Below are 15,585 nucleotides of genomic sequence, written 5' to 3' on the forward strand. Positions count from 1 at the left end.
TTTGTGAACTTTACGCTGACTTGGCGCTACTGGATTTTGTTAATCATGGCTTGGATTGTGCCCGCTGTTGTCATGGTGCCGTTTTATCAATCGGATCGACAAAGCGTTAGCCACAAAGTATTTACCAATTACCAAGAGTATTTAGGGCGCGAAATCAAAACCCAAATCGACAGTAAACAACACAGCAATTTAGTTTTGGCAACGGCCTTGTCGCACTGGCCTAGCTTAATTTCTGTGTTAGAAAATGACGCCCCTGTTTCTGAATTACACCTGAATGATGTGTCTACCAGCCTCGCTTTAAATACCCGCTATAAAAATGTCTGGATTCAGGTGGTAGATGCCAAGGGCGTTAGCCGCTTAAGAAGCTGGACAGATAAAAAGGGCGATTCCTTGATTGAGGTTCGCAAAGAACTGGCTGATCTGATTAAACACCCGCGGGTAGATACGGCCATTAGCATTGGTAAGTTTGCCTTATCACTGAAATCGATTGTGCCCTTGTATGGTAGTCAAAAACAGTTTTTAGGCTTTGTTGAGGTCATTACCCAATTTAACTCCATTGACTATGATCTGCGAAAACAAGAACATCTGATGTCCATGTTGCTGATTAATCGCCCTTATTTAGATCAACTGTCGCGCTTGAAAGCGATTGCTGAAAATGAAGGGTACTTGCTCACTAATCATGCCGCAGGAGAGCCAGAAAAAGTCTTTTTGCAAAGCCATTCGGTAGACGACTTGGTTCGTATCAAGGATTACAAGCTAATCGATGGTCAGTTTGTGGCCAGTTATCCCATTCGGGATGGAATGGGCGAAGTGCTTGCCTATTGGTTAATGGTGAAACACATAGAAGCTTTTGATTGGCACGAGTTTGATAACTTAGACAGCCGATATCTCTGGGGCTATTTTTTCATCGCCTCTTTGATGTTTTTGCTGGTTTTATTGGTATTCTTTAAACGCAAAGCGGATTTTGAGCGTTTGTTCTTTTATCAAATATTTAATCACGCCCAAGAAGTTGTGTTTGTGAGTGATCGCAAGGGATTGGTCAAAGCCAATCAGGCGTTTTTTGACTTATTCAATGAATTTAAAACCCTTGAAGAGTTTCACAATACTTACCGTTGCGTCTGCGATACCTTTGTCAAAGAAGAGGGGTATCTGCAAGAGCACATGGGGGATTTGTATTGGTATGATTACATTCTGCAAAACACGGACATGACCCATCAAGCCAAAATTCAATATCGTGATAAAACATTCATTATGACCGTGACCGCATCTAATATTATGCAGGCTCACCAAGAAAGCGGGCTGGTCAGTATTTTAATGGCCGATGTTACCGAGCAAGAGCTTTATAAAAAAGAGCTTGAGCATATCACCATCCATGATGATTTAACCGGTTTACGCAATCGCCATTATTTTAATCAGCGCATCGATGAAGAAATTCAGCGCTCGCAACGCTATCAAAATCCTTTGTCATTGATTTCATTTGATATAGATCACTTTAAACAGGTGAATGACACTTACGGTCATGATGTAGGGGATTTGGTACTTAAAAAAGTAGCGCGCGAATGCTCGCCTTACATTCGTGAAACGGATGCCCTCTGTCGCGTTGGCGGCGAAGAGTTTATGGTGATTATGCCAGAAACCAAACTGGAAGATGCCGCGCTCATTGCCGAACGCTTGCGCATGGCGATACAAAATATGTCGTTAGGCAATTTGGAATTGCCGGTTACCATCAGTTTGGGCGTAGTAGAACTGAGCCACGTAGAAAACTTTACCCTGCTCTATAAGCGCGCTGACCAAGCCTTATATGCCGCAAAAGATAAAGGGCGAAATTGTGTGGTGGTGGGTTAGCTCAATAAAACAAACCCACTAATCTTGCCTACAAAAATCCACCCTCAAAAAAATCTCGCAAAACACGCGCAAAACCCATTTAAAAATCACCAGGCCTGGTCATTTCTTGGTATGATTTTGCCATTATTATGGTTTGTTCTTAGAGGTGAAATATGAGCGTGTTACCCAGTCATTTAAAATATGCCGAAACCCATGAATGGGTTTATATTGACCAAGACGGTTTAGCCGTGGTTGGTATTACGGATTTTGCCCAAGAGTCTTTGGGCGAATTGATGTCAGTGACTTTCCCCGATGAGGGTTCTGATGTGTCTGCCACTGATGAAGTCATGTCTTTAGAATCGGTGAAAGCCGCCTCTACCATTTTTGCCCCAATCAGCGGCGAAATTGTCGAAATCAATGAAGACTTAGAAGACAGCCCAGAGTTGGTCAATGACGAGCCTTATGATGGCGGTTGGTTATTCAAAATTCGTCCGCATGATGAGTCTGAGTTAGAAGACTTATTGTCTGATGAAGAATATGCCGAGCTCGTAGACGCTCAGTAATGCATGTGCGAGTGCGTTGAGTGAACGGTGTTTCACTCAACCTAATTTTTTAAAGCCGTCTTTGACGGTTTTATTTTTTATAAAGACTTTTGCAAGCCCCACTTGCAAGTCTTTTAGATGAACAGAGTTTAGGAAAATCCATGACCGATAGCCCAGCCTTGGCGAGTTTACGCCTTAAAAAAAATGAAGACCGCCGTTTAAAGCAAGGACATTTGTGGATTTTCAGCAACGAAATCGATACCGAAGCCACGCCTTTGAAAAACTTTGAAGCCGGTCAAGTGGTCCAAGTAGAAGAGTCGAATGGGCGTGCCATTGGCATTGCTTATGTTAATCCCAATACCTTAATTTGCGCGCGTGTCTTGAGCCGTAATCCCAAAGTAAAACTTAACCAAACTTTTATCAAAAACCGCCTGCAAGCCGCCTTGCAATTGCGTGAGATGAATTTTTCTGAACTTTGTTACCGTTTGGTGTTTGGTGAAAGTGACGGTTTGCCTGGTTTGGTGATTGACCGTTTTAACGATGTGTTTGTGGTGCAAATCACCACGCAAGGTATGGAGCGTGTTAAGCACGATATTCTTCAAGTTCTAGAAAATCTATTTCACCCGCAAGCCATCGTGGTGCGCAATAACTCTGGCAGCCGTGAATTAGAAGGATTGCCTGTGGCGGAAGATGAAGTGATTGGTACTTTGCCAGAGGAAATCATCATCACCGAAAACGGCACGCAGTTTGCCATTCCGGTGAAAGATGGCCAAAAAACCGGCTGGTTTTACGACCACCGCATGGCGCGTCGCCGTTTACAGGATTTGGTGCAGGGCAAGCGCGTGTTAGATGTGTTTAGCTATTTAGGTGGTTGGGGCTTGGCAGCGGGTGTCGCCGGTGCGGCAGAAGTTACTTGTGTGGATGCCTCAGAATTTGCATTGGACGGTGTGGATCGCAATGCTTTGCTCAACGGCATTGCCGAAAAAGTCATTACGGTGCAAGGTAATGCGTTTGATGTGTTGAAAGCTCTCAAAGAAGAAGGCCATAAATACGATGTGGTCATCGTAGATCCACCAGCGTTTGTCAAACGCAAAAAAGATTTAAAAGCGGGTTCAGAAGCCTATCGTCGCATCAATGAAATGGCGATGCGTTTAATCGAAAAAGATGGCATTTTGGTGTCGGCATCTTGCTCACATCACATGACCCGTGATGGACTGATCAATCAAGTGCAACAAGCGGCACGCCATGTTGACCGCCATTTGCAACTGTTTGATCAAGGCCACCAAGGGCCAGATCATCCGGTGCATCCGTCTATTCCAGAAACCGAATACATCAAAACATTTTTCTTTAAAGTTTCATCCAGTCTGTAACCCTTGCCTATGAATTTTAGCCCATCGCAACTTAAACTTTTGGCGGCACACGCTGCCAAACACAGCTATTGGGATGGTGCTGAAAATGTCTTATGGGTCGACTTTAGGCAAGTGCTGCCTAAAGTGGGCGTGGTGTCTATTCCTTCGTGGGACAGCATGATGCTTTCCAACGAACCCATTCCGGTTTATCCCGAACTGCTCAAGCCGCTGGCTTGGCCAAACTCAAATGCCTTAATGGATTGGAAAAAACAAATCCCCGCTTGGGTGCAAGAAAGTTGTTTGCTGTTTCAAACTCACCAACTGCGCTTATTGCATTTTTGTGGACGCTATCCGCAAATGTTAGAGTTGCTAGACCATTCTCCTGTGTTGGCATGGCGCTTGGTTGCTTCCGCGCAAACCGAAGCAGAATTGGTCGCCATTCTGGCGGACAAACGCACCGCGCAAGCCTCGTTGGTGGGTTGGCCTGGCAAAGCAGAAACGGTTAAATTTTTACGCAGTTTGCGTTTAAAAATGGTGAATCCGCAAATAGCTGAGCAGGTGGATATTTGCCTGCTCGATGATAAGCGTTTGAATGCCTTGCAGGATTTTCCGCGCATAAATTCCATGGCCTTATCCTTGGCTGCCAGATTTCCTGAGATGATTGGCTGTCGTCTGCATCGCGCCTTAGCGGCAATGCCCTGTCGCCCGATGCAATGCCAAAGCATGATAGCCCAACTAGAAGATGTTTATGCCTTAGCGGCATTTTTACAATTACCCGAAGCTGAAGTGGCGCAAATTGCCAATGCGCGTTATTTGGTAGAAGTGGATAAAATCAACCAGGCCTGGTTAAAATTGGCTTTAAAAACGCCTGAAAATGGCATTTTAAAACTCAGCGAACAACCCCAATTATTGGTAAACGAATCTGAGTGGCATGCCTTGAGTGCATTGCAACAGCATGCTTGGTTGGTAGATTTTGGTCGTGCAGGTCTAGAGTTGTATGCCTTTGAATTGGCAGGCGAGGCGATTGGCTTTTTGTGGGATACCCAGGTGCAGCAAGTGGTTCGGGTAAGACGAACAGAGAACCGATTGCCGACAGCGGAACAGCTGAGCCATGTGTATTTGCGCCCACAAGGCTAGGGTTGTGTGGGGTTTTTACAACTCTCGCCTGGCGAATAGCTAGCCAGGCGAGATGATGCTTTTAATCAATAATCGACTTCAGCAACGGTTTTAATCTGATTTTCAATCACTTGCTTTAAGCGCAATGATTTCATCTCATCCAGCAGTTTGGATTTATCGAATGCAATATAACCGCCAAAGACTTCCATAATCACATCGGCGATCGGACTGCCGGTTGCAAGGTCGTACATGGGTTTATTCCCTAACTCATTTTCTAGAAAAGCTAAAGAGCGAAAGTTTAAAACGATGTCTTTAGATTCTGCATAGGCTTTGAAGTTATTGAGGTTTCTGGCAGGGCAAACTTTTTTGGCCTTTTTCTTGGCAAGCTCTAGCAGCTTTGCAAAGTCTTCGGCGTTTGCAGTGCCTTGTTGAATTGTTTGATTGACATAATAGGTGAGGTTGTTAGTACCGAAGCCGTAGCCCGATTTTTCCGCTAAAGCGACGATTTCATCAGCGATGGTTTCCATAGTTTGCATGAGTCAGTTCCTTTTGGTAATGTTTTACATGGCATTTTGTTGCAGAACCGCCGATGGTTCAATGGCAGAAAGCGTTGTATTTTCAACAGGCTATATAATCCCACATTAAAAGTTATAAATAAACCTTATGGGTGACTATTTTTAACAAAAAACTTAAGGGAATTTTAGTGATGTGCGTTTGGTGGTAAAAAAGCAGGCTAAAGCCTGCGCCCCTTTGACAATTGTTTTCTTCGGGGCGCAGGCTTTAGCCTGCCTTTAACTTACATCAAAAATCATTCGAGAAGTTTTACATTCATTTTGGATTTTTGTATTAAGGTCGCTTTTGCAATGTGTATTTCTTAATTGAGATTTATTCTTAGCGCCCTTGTCACTTTTTGGGTCGCCCAAAAAGTAACCAAAAAGTCGACCCTCTCATCATTTCTATGCCCCTAAAACTCAGGACTGGAAAGTGGCGAACTCGCTACGCTCAAACAGCGCCACTTTTTCCCCAGTCCTTTCGTTAAGGGGCATAACGAAAGGATTCGAAGGGAAGCGTGGGTTACCTGATAAGTCAGCACACTCATTCAGAAAAAAAACATAATTAATTCAAAAGGCTAAAGCCTTCGCCTCAAAGTGGATAATTTTTAATGGGGCGCAGGCTTTAGCCTGCTTTCAGTTTAGTCAACAATCAATAAACGCTGGTGAATTAAGCCGGTAAACAAACCTCGGAGCCCATGAGGTCTTCATAGGTTTCACGCGGACGAATCACATAGGCTTGTTCGCCATCCACCATCACTTCAGCAGCGCGCGGACGCGTGTTGTAGTTAGAGCTCATGCTAAAGCCATAAGCACCTGATGACATCACCGCTAATAAATCACCGGCCAATAAATTCATTGCACGGTTTTTGCCTAAAAAATCTCCGGTTTCGCAAACAGGGCCCACCAAATCCCAAGCCGCTGCAACGCCATCCGTGCGTGGTTGCACCGGGATAATATCTTGCACCGATTGATATAAAGCAGGGCGAATTAGATCGTTCATGGCGGCATCGATAATGGCAAAGTTTTTATGTTCAGTGGGTTTTAGATATTCAACTTCGGTGACCAAGATTCCGGCATTGCCAGCAATGGCACGACCAGGTTCAATAATCACCTCTATGCTCGAATCATTCAGTTTGGTCAAGAGCGCTTGAATGTAATCCGCAATTTTTGGGGGGGTTTCTTGGGTATATTGAATGCCTAAGCCGCCGCCTAAATCTAGATGGTGAATGTCAATGCCCATGTCTTCTAGTGTGGCTTTGAGTTTTAAAACCCGCTCTAAAGCATCTACAAAAGGTTTGACTTCGGTGAGCTGTGAACCTATGTGGCAATCAATTCCGATGATGTTGATGTTAGGGCAAGCTGCCGCATCCGCATAGAGTTCTGGAGCGGTATTGATGTCTACCCCAAATTTATTGTCTTTGAGTCCGGTTGAAATATAGGGATGCGTTTTGGCATCGACATCTGGGTTAACCCGAATTGAGATATTGGCGATGAGGTTCATGGATTCGGCAACCCCTTGAATACGGTCGAGTTCGGCGTGGGATTCAATGTTAAAACAACGGATGCCGACTTCAAGCGCGCGGGCAATTTCAGCGTGTTTTTTGGCAACACCTGAAAAGACCACTTTGGCAGGGTCGCCACCGGCGCGTAAAACACGCTCTAATTCACCTTGTGACACGATATCAAACCCAGAGCCTAATTTAGCCAGTACATTTAAGATAGCAACATTTGAGTTGGTTTTGACGGCATAACACACTAAATGGGGTTGTGCGCCAAAAGCGGCATCAAAGGCTTTCCAGCGATTTTCAAATTCTGCACGCGAATAGACAAATAGCGGTGTTTGGTGTTGTTTAGCCAGCTCGCTCACAGCGACTTGTTCGGCAAAAAGTTGGTTGTTTTGGTAGTGAAAAACGCTCATGGACAATTCCTGAAAATGCTATAAATGGCTTAAGGTTGAGGGGTCGGTTGTGTGCTGGTCGTCGCGGGTTTTTGCGGCTTTTGGCGCTCAGGCGGAAACACAAAGGCTTGGTCTGACTGGGCATTGCCTTTGTCGACATCTGGGTGATATAAGGGCGCTTTTTTGCCACATCCGCTAACACTCAGCGCACCAACCGTTAAATAACCGCAGAATGTGAGTAAACTAACTTGTTTAAAAAACGACATTTTGATTCCGGTTGGTTAAAATGAAAGCTATTTTAACAAAATCATTGAGCTTAAATTTAATATGATGCAACAGATGCCCAATTCTAACCTGTCTGTTCCCGCCCCAATTGTGGTTGAACCTTTTTTAACGCATGCGCCTAACGCAGTTGCCGATGCATGTGTGATTTGGCTGCATGGTTTGGGGGCAGATGGTCATGATTTTGAAGGGTTATTGCCGGAATTGGATTTGCCTAAAAACGCCAAGATTCGATTTATTTTTCCAACCGCCCCTTTGATGCCAGTGACCTTGAATATGGGCATGGAAATGCGCGCTTGGTACGATATTGCCTCTATGCAGTTGCGTCAAAAGGCGGACTGGGACATGATTAACCTCTCAAGCGGTTATGTGGTGTCTTTGGTGCAGACGCAGCTTGCACAAGGCATTCCGTCAGATCGCATTGTGTTGGCGGGGTTTTCGCAAGGGGGCGTGATTGCGTTGCACAGTGCGTTGTTATGCCAGTCTGCAGGTATGCGTTTGGCAGGTGTGTTGGCGTTATCGACTTATTATCCAGAAATTTCGGATCAAAATGATGCAGTTGCAAAAGGGCAAAGTTTTGCTGAGCTATCTATTTTGATGGCGCATGGGTTGTATGATAATGTGTGTGATATTGCGTTTGCGCGTGCTTCAAAAGTCGCTCTGCAAGATTTGAATGCGCAAGTTTCTTGGTTGGAATATCCCATGGCACATCAAGTCTGTGCAGCTGAAATAGCAGATTTATCCGCATTTATCCAAGATAAATTGCCTGAGTGATAGGACTTTATTCATGAGTAATCAGCGCCGCCATTTTCGTTATGATGTGAGTGTGCCACTTTTTTTTGAAAAGGTGGACAGCCAAGGGGTGAGTTTGCATGCCAAACGCCGTGAACTTTTTAAGATAGATGAAGAAAGTCGTTTAGAGTATATAAACGAGGAAGTTGCTCAAATTTTTGAGCGGGTTTTCAGTCAAAACTCCGAAACGGCGATGTTGTTTCATGTGCTCAATCATCGTATGGACTTGTTGTTATGGATGCTAGACCATTTGATGGAAGCTAAAGATCCGCGCTTGGCGCATGACTACAAGTTTAGAATGCGTGAAGACGCAAAACATATGCCGCCAAAGGTCAAAGAAAACTCAACCATCGGTAATTTGATTAAGGGCTTTTATGAGCGAATTGATCAGTATTTGCTTGAGTTAAAAACCACAGTCAATGAGAGTGTGGATGGCAAAATATTCCTGTTTAAAAATGATTTGCCCTTGCTATTTAATGACCTAGATTATGTGAAGAACTTAAAGGCTTTGTCAGAGTCGGGCGTTGTACAGGCTCAGGTATTGTGTTTTTTAATTGAAAAATTGAATTTGATTGAAACCATTTACACTCGCCTAAAATTGGCTTATCAAGGGATTTCGGACCCGAGTGTGTGGCCAGTTGAAAAAATAAACCTCAGTGCGGGTGGTTTTAGTTTGTTAACCAACCAAGAATATCCGGGTTTTAGTCACTTGAATATTTTTCTCAGTCTTGGGCATGAAGTCATCGTGTGTCATGGCAAGGTGGTATTGAACAAGCCTATGAAATCGGGTGAGTTTAAATATCGCGTGGCAGTCGAGTTTGAGTTTTTGTCGTCTGAGTATGCGGAATTTATTACACTGTTTGTGCAACGCAAAGAGTTAGAAGAGGCGATGCAAAAATTCCCCAAAGGCGTGGCTTTGCCTAAGGCAAGCGATTAGCGTTTAAGAGGTTTTTTGGGCGGCGGCTTTCTTTTGTAAATTTTGGGCGTGGCGATATTTCAACAACTTCACATCATGCGCACTTTTTAACCAACGCGCAAAATAGGGATATTCTTTTTCAGTCATGGCATACATTTCCGCCAAACTCATCCCCGGCTTTCCTAGGGCGTAAGCGGCAATTTCCAACAGTTTATTGATATAGCTATTGGGATAGGACAGTGAAATGGTGAAATAACTGAGCTTGGTGAGTATCACCGCATCTAGGGTTTCAGTCCATTGTTCAGAAGTTAGCAGAAAACGATTGCGCAAAGCCATAGGCGGCGCAGTTTGGCGCATTTCAACTAAGGGTTTTAGGCGATTAAATTTGAGTAAGTCTAGCGCGGCATCTCGATGGGTAAATGGCAATCTATCCATAAACCCTGCCTCAACCATGTGATTCGTTCCAATCATATTCTTTTGATGAAATTAGTCTCTTGGGGTAAGGTCTAATTCCATGCACTCCTTAATTTCAAATTTTTCAATTTCTGATTGCAGATAATTTTGGCTTTTCCCATCCGGGAACTCAAAATTCAGGGCAATCCGTTCCTTAAAAGTGTCTTCAATGGTGCGTATATCCACAACCGATGCTTCAAAATGTAACACCTTATTGGCATCCGAAAAGTAAAAGTACACATCCACCTTGTCTTGAAATTTAAAGCGTTTTTCCATCATGATCCCCAAGCCACTGGCGCTGACATTGGCTGTTTGGGTTTTCCAAAGCTCTGGAAATTGCTTTAAATAGTTATCGTCGATGATTTTGCGATAAACCCCCATGTAAACATCCATTAGATTGGATAGGTGGTGTAAGGCTTGAATCAGCGGGATTTTGGCAAATTTGGGGTCTTCAAACTTTGCCATGATTTCATCAATTTTGAAACCATAAGGCAAAGAGGCATCTACTTCAAAATGTTCGGGAGTTGATTTTTCAACACTGCTGACCAGACTGTTTAAAAAAGTCAGGTACTTTTGTTCAATCAATTTAAAGTATTGATAAGTTCTCGGGGAGGATACTTTTAAGGCTTCAATGGTTTGAAAACCTTTTTGATGGTGCGAAAGTTTTAACCAATATTCCGTTTCAGACTTTGGACTACGCCCTTCAGAAATTAAAGAGGTGCAATAACCAAAAAACTCGATAAACTCCATGACTTCTTCAAATAACACGGTCACCAGTTCTTTTTGCTCTTGAATCTTGGAAATCCACAATTTAGTTTTGTAGGTTTTGTCGCTGATGCTGTGTTTGATAGATGGCGGAAAATAATCAACGCCTGTGGCGTAAATTTCACGATCTCTGATGGATGAACGCGGCAAAATAAACACACGCACCGGCATATCTATGCGATACCAGCGGCGAGCATTGCCTTTTTGAAACCATCTGTTCATGAAACGCCTCATCTGTTGACCTGGATTAGGTCTTTTTGAAAATGCTATTTAAGGCGCTATTCTAGTGTACTTCTATGGATAATAAAAGGTTTCGATGGGCTTTGCTTGTCCAGCGATATAGCGTCTTGGCAGAACTTGAAGCACAGCCCGTGCCACAACCACTGCTACAAGAGGCGCCACTCATTTTTTGAATATGACCTTGCTTGAGTAAAGGTCTGATTAAAGCTTGCAGCGTTTCCTCAGAAATGTCGAAACGATTTTTGATGTCATCACTGCTCACTTCTAAGCGTTGTTTGATGTAGTTTTTTAAGTCGAGCAAAATCATACGATAACCTTAAAAGGGCTTGGCCAGCAATTTGCGTGGCCCAAGGTTTTGAGCAATGCGTTTTAAAACAAGCCATAAGGCGATATAAGACAAGGTAATGCCAATCAACCAAACCGCCGCGGTGTTGGGGTGTTGAGAATAGGTCATGGCTTGGTAAAAACCTACCGACAGCGTATACCCTAAAAATAGACTCCAACCGGCACTGAAGCTGACCCAGCGCCATCCCAGTTCCTGTTTAATGGCTCCTAAGGTGGCCACACAAGGGAAGTAAAGCAACACTAAAATCAAATAGGCATAGGCCGCAATGTCGCCACCAAAATATTTGGCCATTTTTTCGATGGTGGTGAGAGAAACATCCAGTTCTGCGGCAACCGCTTTGATGTCTTGCACAGTGTCGATATTTTCAAGTCCCAATGGATCGTTTAAGTTGGTCACGATACCGCCAATATTGGCGGGTAAGGTGGCAAAGGCTTCTAACAGTGCCCCCCCCAAAATCATAGGGTTCAGGGGTTTCAGGCTTAGCAGGATGGTCAATGTTTTTATACAGAGAATCCAGCGCACCCACCACCACTTCTTTGGCGAGGAGTCCAGTAATCAGACCCACGGTGGCAGGCCAGTTTTCTTCGGTAATGCCAAGCGGTTCAACCAATGGGGTCGCGGTTTTGGCGACCGTGCTTAAAACCGAGTTGGATTGATTGTCGTTGCCAAAGCTACCATCTGTGCCCATGCTGTTAAAGAAGTTCAAAATTAGCACGATGATGACGATAATTTTGCCGGCATCCATCACAAAACCACGCAGTTTGTTTTTGGTGTTTAAGACCACATTCAGTACCGCGGGTTTGTGATAAATCGGAAGTTCCATCAAAAGCGGCGGTGCTTCGCCAGGAAGTAGCGTGTGTTTAAGCACCCAAGCGGTTGCGACCGCTGCCAAAATGCCCAGTAAATAGAGTGAGAAAACTAACAGTGCGGCGTGTTCGGTGAAGAAAGCTGTGGCAAATAAAATATAAACCGTTAAGCGCGCACTGCAAGACATAAAGGGCGCCATCATGGCCGTCATAATGCGGTCGCGGGCATCGGGCAAGGTGCGGGTAGCTAATACGGCAGGCACATTGCAACCAAAGCCGACAACCAACGGAATAAAGGCTTGCCCAGACAGTCCCAAGGCTCGCATGGCACGGTCCATAATCAAGGCGGCGCGTTGCATATAGCCAGTTTCTTCTAGGATGGATAAAAATAAAAACAGTGCTCCGATGACCGGGATAAAGGTAGCCACCACTTGAATACCTGCCCCAATACCATTGGCTAAAAGGGCAATGACCCATTCTGGCGCAGAAACCGATTGTAGCAATGCGGTCGGACCATCCACAAATAAGGCTTGAGCACCCAAATCAAAAAAATCAATAAACGCATTGCCCACGGTAATGGATAGGGCGAACACCAGATACATTACCCCAAAAAATATCGGCATTCCCCAAATCGGGTGCAAAGCCCAGTGGTCCATCACATCGGTGGTATTGCGGGTGAATTTATCGGTGTGGATTAAGCTGGCATGACTGGCATCATGCGCAAATTGAAAATACAAATCTGCGGCAATCAATGCAAGGTCTTCATCGTAATGCTGCTCAAGTTTTTGCTTTTCGGCTTCGGCATAGCTGCGAATTTCTAAGGGCGCTAAATGCGGTTTGATCAGCGTTTGCAGTGTTTTCCAGCAAGACTCTTCGGTTTTGGGTTGTAGGTCACGGATGTTATGCACCGAATGATGCAGGGTTTCGGGCAAATCAAAGTGCAAACTAGACTTATGATTCAGTAAGCTGGGCAGTTTTTGTTTGAGTTTATCCAGCCCTTGATTAAAGTAAGCCGAAATCGGAATCACTGGGCAACCGAGTTTTTCCGCTAAGAGGTCAACATCAATTTTCAGGTGGCGCTCTTTGAGCATATCCATGCGGTTTAAAACCACCACCACAGGCAAGCCCATGTGCAACAGTTGGGCGGTTAAAAATAATTGACGCTCTAAGCTGGTCGCATCTACCACATTTAAGATTAAATCAACCGGTTGGCACTGCAAAAAGTCGCAGGCGACTTTTTCATCTAAGCCAGAGTGGCTAGAGTTTTCTAGGCTATAAACCCCAGGTAAATCAATCAGTTTATAGTTGTCTTGATTGACTTTAAAGTGGCCGTGCTTTTGCTCAACCGTAACACCTGGCCAGTTGCCGGTGGTTTGTTGTGCGCCAGTTAAGCGGTTGAAAAGGGTGGTTTTGCCGCAATTGGGATTGCCAATGAGTCCGATTTGAAAGGTGGTTTTTTGGCTGAGTTTTCGATTGGGTTTTACCGTCATGACAAGGGTTCTACTTTAATAAATTGCGCCAAGCGATCGTCGAGTGCAAAACGACTGCCATCTACGCAGACCACTAAACTTTGGTGGCGCTTCATCACGATTTTGATGTGTCCTTGGGTATGAAAGCCTAAATTGACCAAGCGTAATTTGGTGTCCAGTTCGCCGGTGAGCGCAATAATGCGTGCGGTTTGCTCTGCCGAGCAGTCGCTTAAGCTGGGATAACTGTCTAGGGTTTTCATAGGGGGAGATATCTCAAATGATAATTGTTTTTAATTGAAATGAATTTTAGCAAATTTTTTGGAATGAGAATGGTTTTTATTTGAAGCTTTATTGAGAGAGCCTTAAGTGTCATTAAATTCAACCAGGCCTGGTTGAATTTGCTGAGATTTAAGGCTTTTTAAGGGAGGTTGAAGGGGTTGAGTCAGGCTAGATTTTGCGTTGCACTTTATAAAGTGCCACTTCACCTAACCAGTTGGGTAGCAGCTTCATGCCCAAGGTGGTTTGGTGATTGGAGTTAACCACGGTGCGGTCAACCACTTCAATGTTTTTGGCTGCACACAAGTCTTCAAAATCGTTAAAAGTACACATATGAATATTGGGGGTGTCATACCAATGATAGGGCAGTGTATCGGTTTCTGGCATACGGCCATTCCATAACAGTTGCAATCGCATACGCCAATGACCAAAGTTGGGGAAAGTGATGATGCATTGTTTGCCAACGGCCAGCATGTCGTCAAGCAAGATGTCTGGGCGGCTGACCACTTGCAATGCCTGAGTCATAATCACATAGTCAAACGAGTCTTTGTCAAAGTAGTCGCAAATATCGTGACTGTTCAGGTCGCTTTGAATGACGTTAACACCGGCTTCTAGTGCTTTGATGTTTTTAATGGGGTCAATTTCCATGCCGTAACCCGATACATTAGAATGGTCACGCAAATAAGTCAGCAGCTTTCCATCACCACACCCTAAATCTAGCACATGGCTATTGGGCTGAATCCAGTCGGCAATTAATTCAAATTCGGGGCGAATGGGCGTTGTCATGGGGCTGCAACTTCCTGAGAGTGAACATGTTGAATCACGCGTTTCATATAGGCTCTGAAGATGCCTTCATAATGTGCATTGGGCAATAGGAAGGCATCATGACCATGTTCAGATTCCACTTCGGCATAGGACACGCGTGCATCGTTGTCTAGTAAGGCTTTCACAATTTCGTGCGAGCGTTCAGGCGCAAAGCGCCAGTCGGTGGTAAAAGACACCACTAAAAACTCCGCTTTGGCATGAGCCAGTGCGGCGCTTAGGTTATTGTCAAAATGACTGGCAGGGTCAAAGTAGTCGAGCGCTTTGGTCATGAGTAAATAGGTGTTGGCGTCAAAGTTGCGTTTTGTGGCAAATTTTTCGCCCTGGTAACGCAAATAACTTTCTACCTGAAACTCCACATCAAAACTATAACTCAATTTGCCTTCACGCAGCTCGCGCCCAAATTTTGCGCCCATCATGTCGTCCGACAAATAGGTTAAATGCCCGAGCATACGCGCCAAGGCGAGGCCGCGTTTTGGGGTGGTGCCCATTTCAATAAAGCGACCATTGTGAAAATCTGGGTCGGTCATAATGGCACGGCGCGCCACTTCGTTAAAGGCAATGTTTTGTGCCGACAGTTTAGGGGCAGCGGCAATGACTAAGGCGTGTTTAACGGCATCGGGATAAGCGATCGACCATTGCAAAACCTGCATGCCGCCCATTGAGCCGCCAATCGCTGCGGCCCATTGCTTTATGCCTAGGTGTTGGCGTAATTCGTTTTGGCTGTTAACCCAGTCTTCTACTGTTACGATGGGGAAGTCAGGGCCAAACACTTTACCGGTTTCGGGGTTGATGCTGGCAGGGCCGGTGGAACCATTACAGCCGCCCAAATTATTGGAGCAGACCACAAAAAATTCATCGGTATCGATGGGTTTGCCTGGGCCGATATAGTCATTCCACCAACCCGCTTCTTTGCTTTGCACGCCGTCGATTTCATAATAACCTGCCACATGGTGACTGCCGCTGAGGGCGTGACAAATTAAAATAGCATTGGTTTTTTGTGAATTTAGCTGACCATAGGTTTCATAAACCAAGTCATATTCTGGCAACACTGAACCACTGACCATTTGTAATGGCTGGCGCACATGGAGGGTTTGAGGGGTAACTATACCAACGGAGTTTTTCATGGCGCGTAT

General features: G+C 44.7%; 17 protein-coding genes. 6 read left to right on the forward strand and 11 right to left on the reverse strand.

Annotation, left to right across the window (positions count from 1 at the left end; genetic code table 11):
- Positions 1–3 precede the first annotated feature (3 nt).
- The 4 genes from THMIRH_RS01765 to THMIRH_RS01780 all read left to right on the forward strand — a co-directional run bounded on the left by THMIRH_RS01765 (position 4) and on the right by THMIRH_RS01780 (position 4,852).
- The gene (locus tag THMIRH_RS01765; RefSeq protein WP_173290167.1) at positions 4–1,845 is read left to right on the forward strand and encodes a GGDEF domain-containing protein; all 1,842 of its coding nucleotides are present in this window, start codon (positions 4–6) and stop codon (positions 1,843–1,845) included.
- 152 nt (positions 1,846–1,997) lie between these two features.
- On the forward strand, positions 1,998–2,387 hold the full coding sequence (gene gcvH, locus THMIRH_RS01770; protein WP_173290169.1) for a glycine cleavage system protein GcvH: 390 nt from the start codon (positions 1,998–2,000) through the stop codon (positions 2,385–2,387).
- Between the two features lie 140 nt (positions 2,388–2,527).
- Complete coding sequence (locus THMIRH_RS01775; protein WP_173290171.1) at positions 2,528–3,736, forward strand: class I SAM-dependent rRNA methyltransferase; 1,209 nt, start codon at positions 2,528–2,530, stop codon at positions 3,734–3,736.
- Positions 3,737–3,745: 9 nt separating this feature from the next.
- Positions 3,746–4,852 (forward strand): hypothetical protein, encoded by a 1,107-nt coding sequence (locus THMIRH_RS01780; protein ID WP_173290173.1) that lies wholly within the window; start codon positions 3,746–3,748, stop codon positions 4,850–4,852.
- 65 nt (positions 4,853–4,917) lie between these two features.
- On the opposite strand, the gene THMIRH_RS01785 is transcribed toward THMIRH_RS01780, so the two are convergent.
- From THMIRH_RS01785 to THMIRH_RS01795, 3 genes are all read right to left on the reverse strand, one after another.
- The gene (locus tag THMIRH_RS01785) at positions 4,918–5,367 is read right to left on the reverse strand and encodes a hypothetical protein (protein WP_173290175.1); all 450 of its coding nucleotides are present in this window, start codon (positions 5,365–5,367) and stop codon (positions 4,918–4,920) included.
- Positions 5,368–6,052: 685 nt separating this feature from the next.
- A complete protein-coding gene (gene lysA, locus THMIRH_RS01790; protein WP_173290177.1) occupies positions 6,053–7,303 on the reverse strand; it encodes a diaminopimelate decarboxylase in 1,251 nt (416 codons plus the stop codon).
- Between the two features lie 29 nt (positions 7,304–7,332).
- Complete coding sequence (locus tag THMIRH_RS01795; protein ID WP_173290179.1) at positions 7,333–7,548, reverse strand: lipoprotein; 216 nt, start codon at positions 7,546–7,548, stop codon at positions 7,333–7,335.
- Between the two features lie 73 nt (positions 7,549–7,621).
- On the opposite strand from THMIRH_RS01795, the gene THMIRH_RS01800 reads away from it, so the two are divergent.
- Together THMIRH_RS01800 and THMIRH_RS01805 are read left to right on the forward strand one after the other, a co-directional pair.
- The gene (locus THMIRH_RS01800; RefSeq protein ID WP_173290181.1) at positions 7,622–8,338 is read left to right on the forward strand and encodes an alpha/beta hydrolase; all 717 of its coding nucleotides are present in this window, start codon (positions 7,622–7,624) and stop codon (positions 8,336–8,338) included.
- Between the two features lie 13 nt (positions 8,339–8,351).
- Positions 8,352–9,293: a PilZ domain-containing protein gene (locus tag THMIRH_RS01805; protein WP_173290183.1), complete on the forward strand. Its 942-nt coding sequence runs from the start codon at positions 8,352–8,354 to the stop codon at positions 9,291–9,293.
- A gap of 3 nt (positions 9,294–9,296) precedes the next feature.
- Here the strand turns inward: THMIRH_RS01805 and THMIRH_RS01810 are convergent, their stop codons facing one another.
- The 8 genes from THMIRH_RS01810 to metX all read right to left on the reverse strand — a co-directional run bounded on the left by THMIRH_RS01810 (position 9,297) and on the right by metX (position 15,576).
- Positions 9,297–9,707 carry a hypothetical protein gene (locus THMIRH_RS01810; protein WP_173290185.1) on the reverse strand — a complete coding sequence of 137 codons (411 nt, stop codon included), beginning with the start codon at positions 9,705–9,707 and terminating at the stop codon, positions 9,297–9,299.
- A gap of 51 nt (positions 9,708–9,758) precedes the next feature.
- Positions 9,759–10,712 (reverse strand): PilZ domain-containing protein, encoded by a 954-nt coding sequence (locus THMIRH_RS01815; RefSeq protein WP_173290187.1) that lies wholly within the window; start codon positions 10,710–10,712, stop codon positions 9,759–9,761.
- A 61-nt stretch (positions 10,713–10,773) separates the two neighbouring features.
- Entirely contained in the window at positions 10,774–11,037 is a 264-nt protein-coding gene (locus THMIRH_RS01820) for a FeoC-like transcriptional regulator (protein WP_173290189.1), read from the reverse strand.
- A 9-nt stretch (positions 11,038–11,046) separates the two neighbouring features.
- Positions 11,047–11,472, reverse strand: coding sequence for a nucleoside recognition domain-containing protein (locus tag THMIRH_RS01825; protein ID WP_173290191.1), 426 nt, complete (start codon positions 11,470–11,472; stop codon positions 11,047–11,049).
- Positions 11,441–13,372 (reverse strand): ferrous iron transport protein B, encoded by a 1,932-nt coding sequence (feoB, locus tag THMIRH_RS01830; RefSeq protein ID WP_173290193.1) that lies wholly within the window; start codon positions 13,370–13,372, stop codon positions 11,441–11,443. Before feoB ends, THMIRH_RS01825 begins: the two co-directional genes overlap by 32 nt.
- Positions 13,369–13,611: a FeoA family protein gene (locus tag THMIRH_RS01835; protein WP_173290195.1), complete on the reverse strand. Its 243-nt coding sequence runs from the start codon at positions 13,609–13,611 to the stop codon at positions 13,369–13,371. Before THMIRH_RS01835 ends, feoB begins: the two co-directional genes overlap by 4 nt.
- Positions 13,612–13,798: 187 nt before the next feature.
- Positions 13,799–14,413 carry a methionine biosynthesis protein MetW gene (metW, locus tag THMIRH_RS01840; protein WP_173290197.1) on the reverse strand — a complete coding sequence of 205 codons (615 nt, stop codon included), beginning with the start codon at positions 14,411–14,413 and terminating at the stop codon, positions 13,799–13,801.
- Positions 14,410–15,576: a homoserine O-succinyltransferase MetX gene (metX, locus tag THMIRH_RS01845; protein WP_173290199.1), complete on the reverse strand. Its 1,167-nt coding sequence runs from the start codon at positions 15,574–15,576 to the stop codon at positions 14,410–14,412. Before metX ends, metW begins: the two co-directional genes overlap by 4 nt.
- Positions 15,577–15,585: the final 9 nt, after the last annotated feature.

This window comes from Thiosulfativibrio zosterae (genome assembly GCF_011398155.1).
GTDB classification, from domain to species: Bacteria; Pseudomonadota; Gammaproteobacteria; order Thiomicrospirales; family Thiomicrospiraceae; genus Thiosulfativibrio; species Thiosulfativibrio zosterae.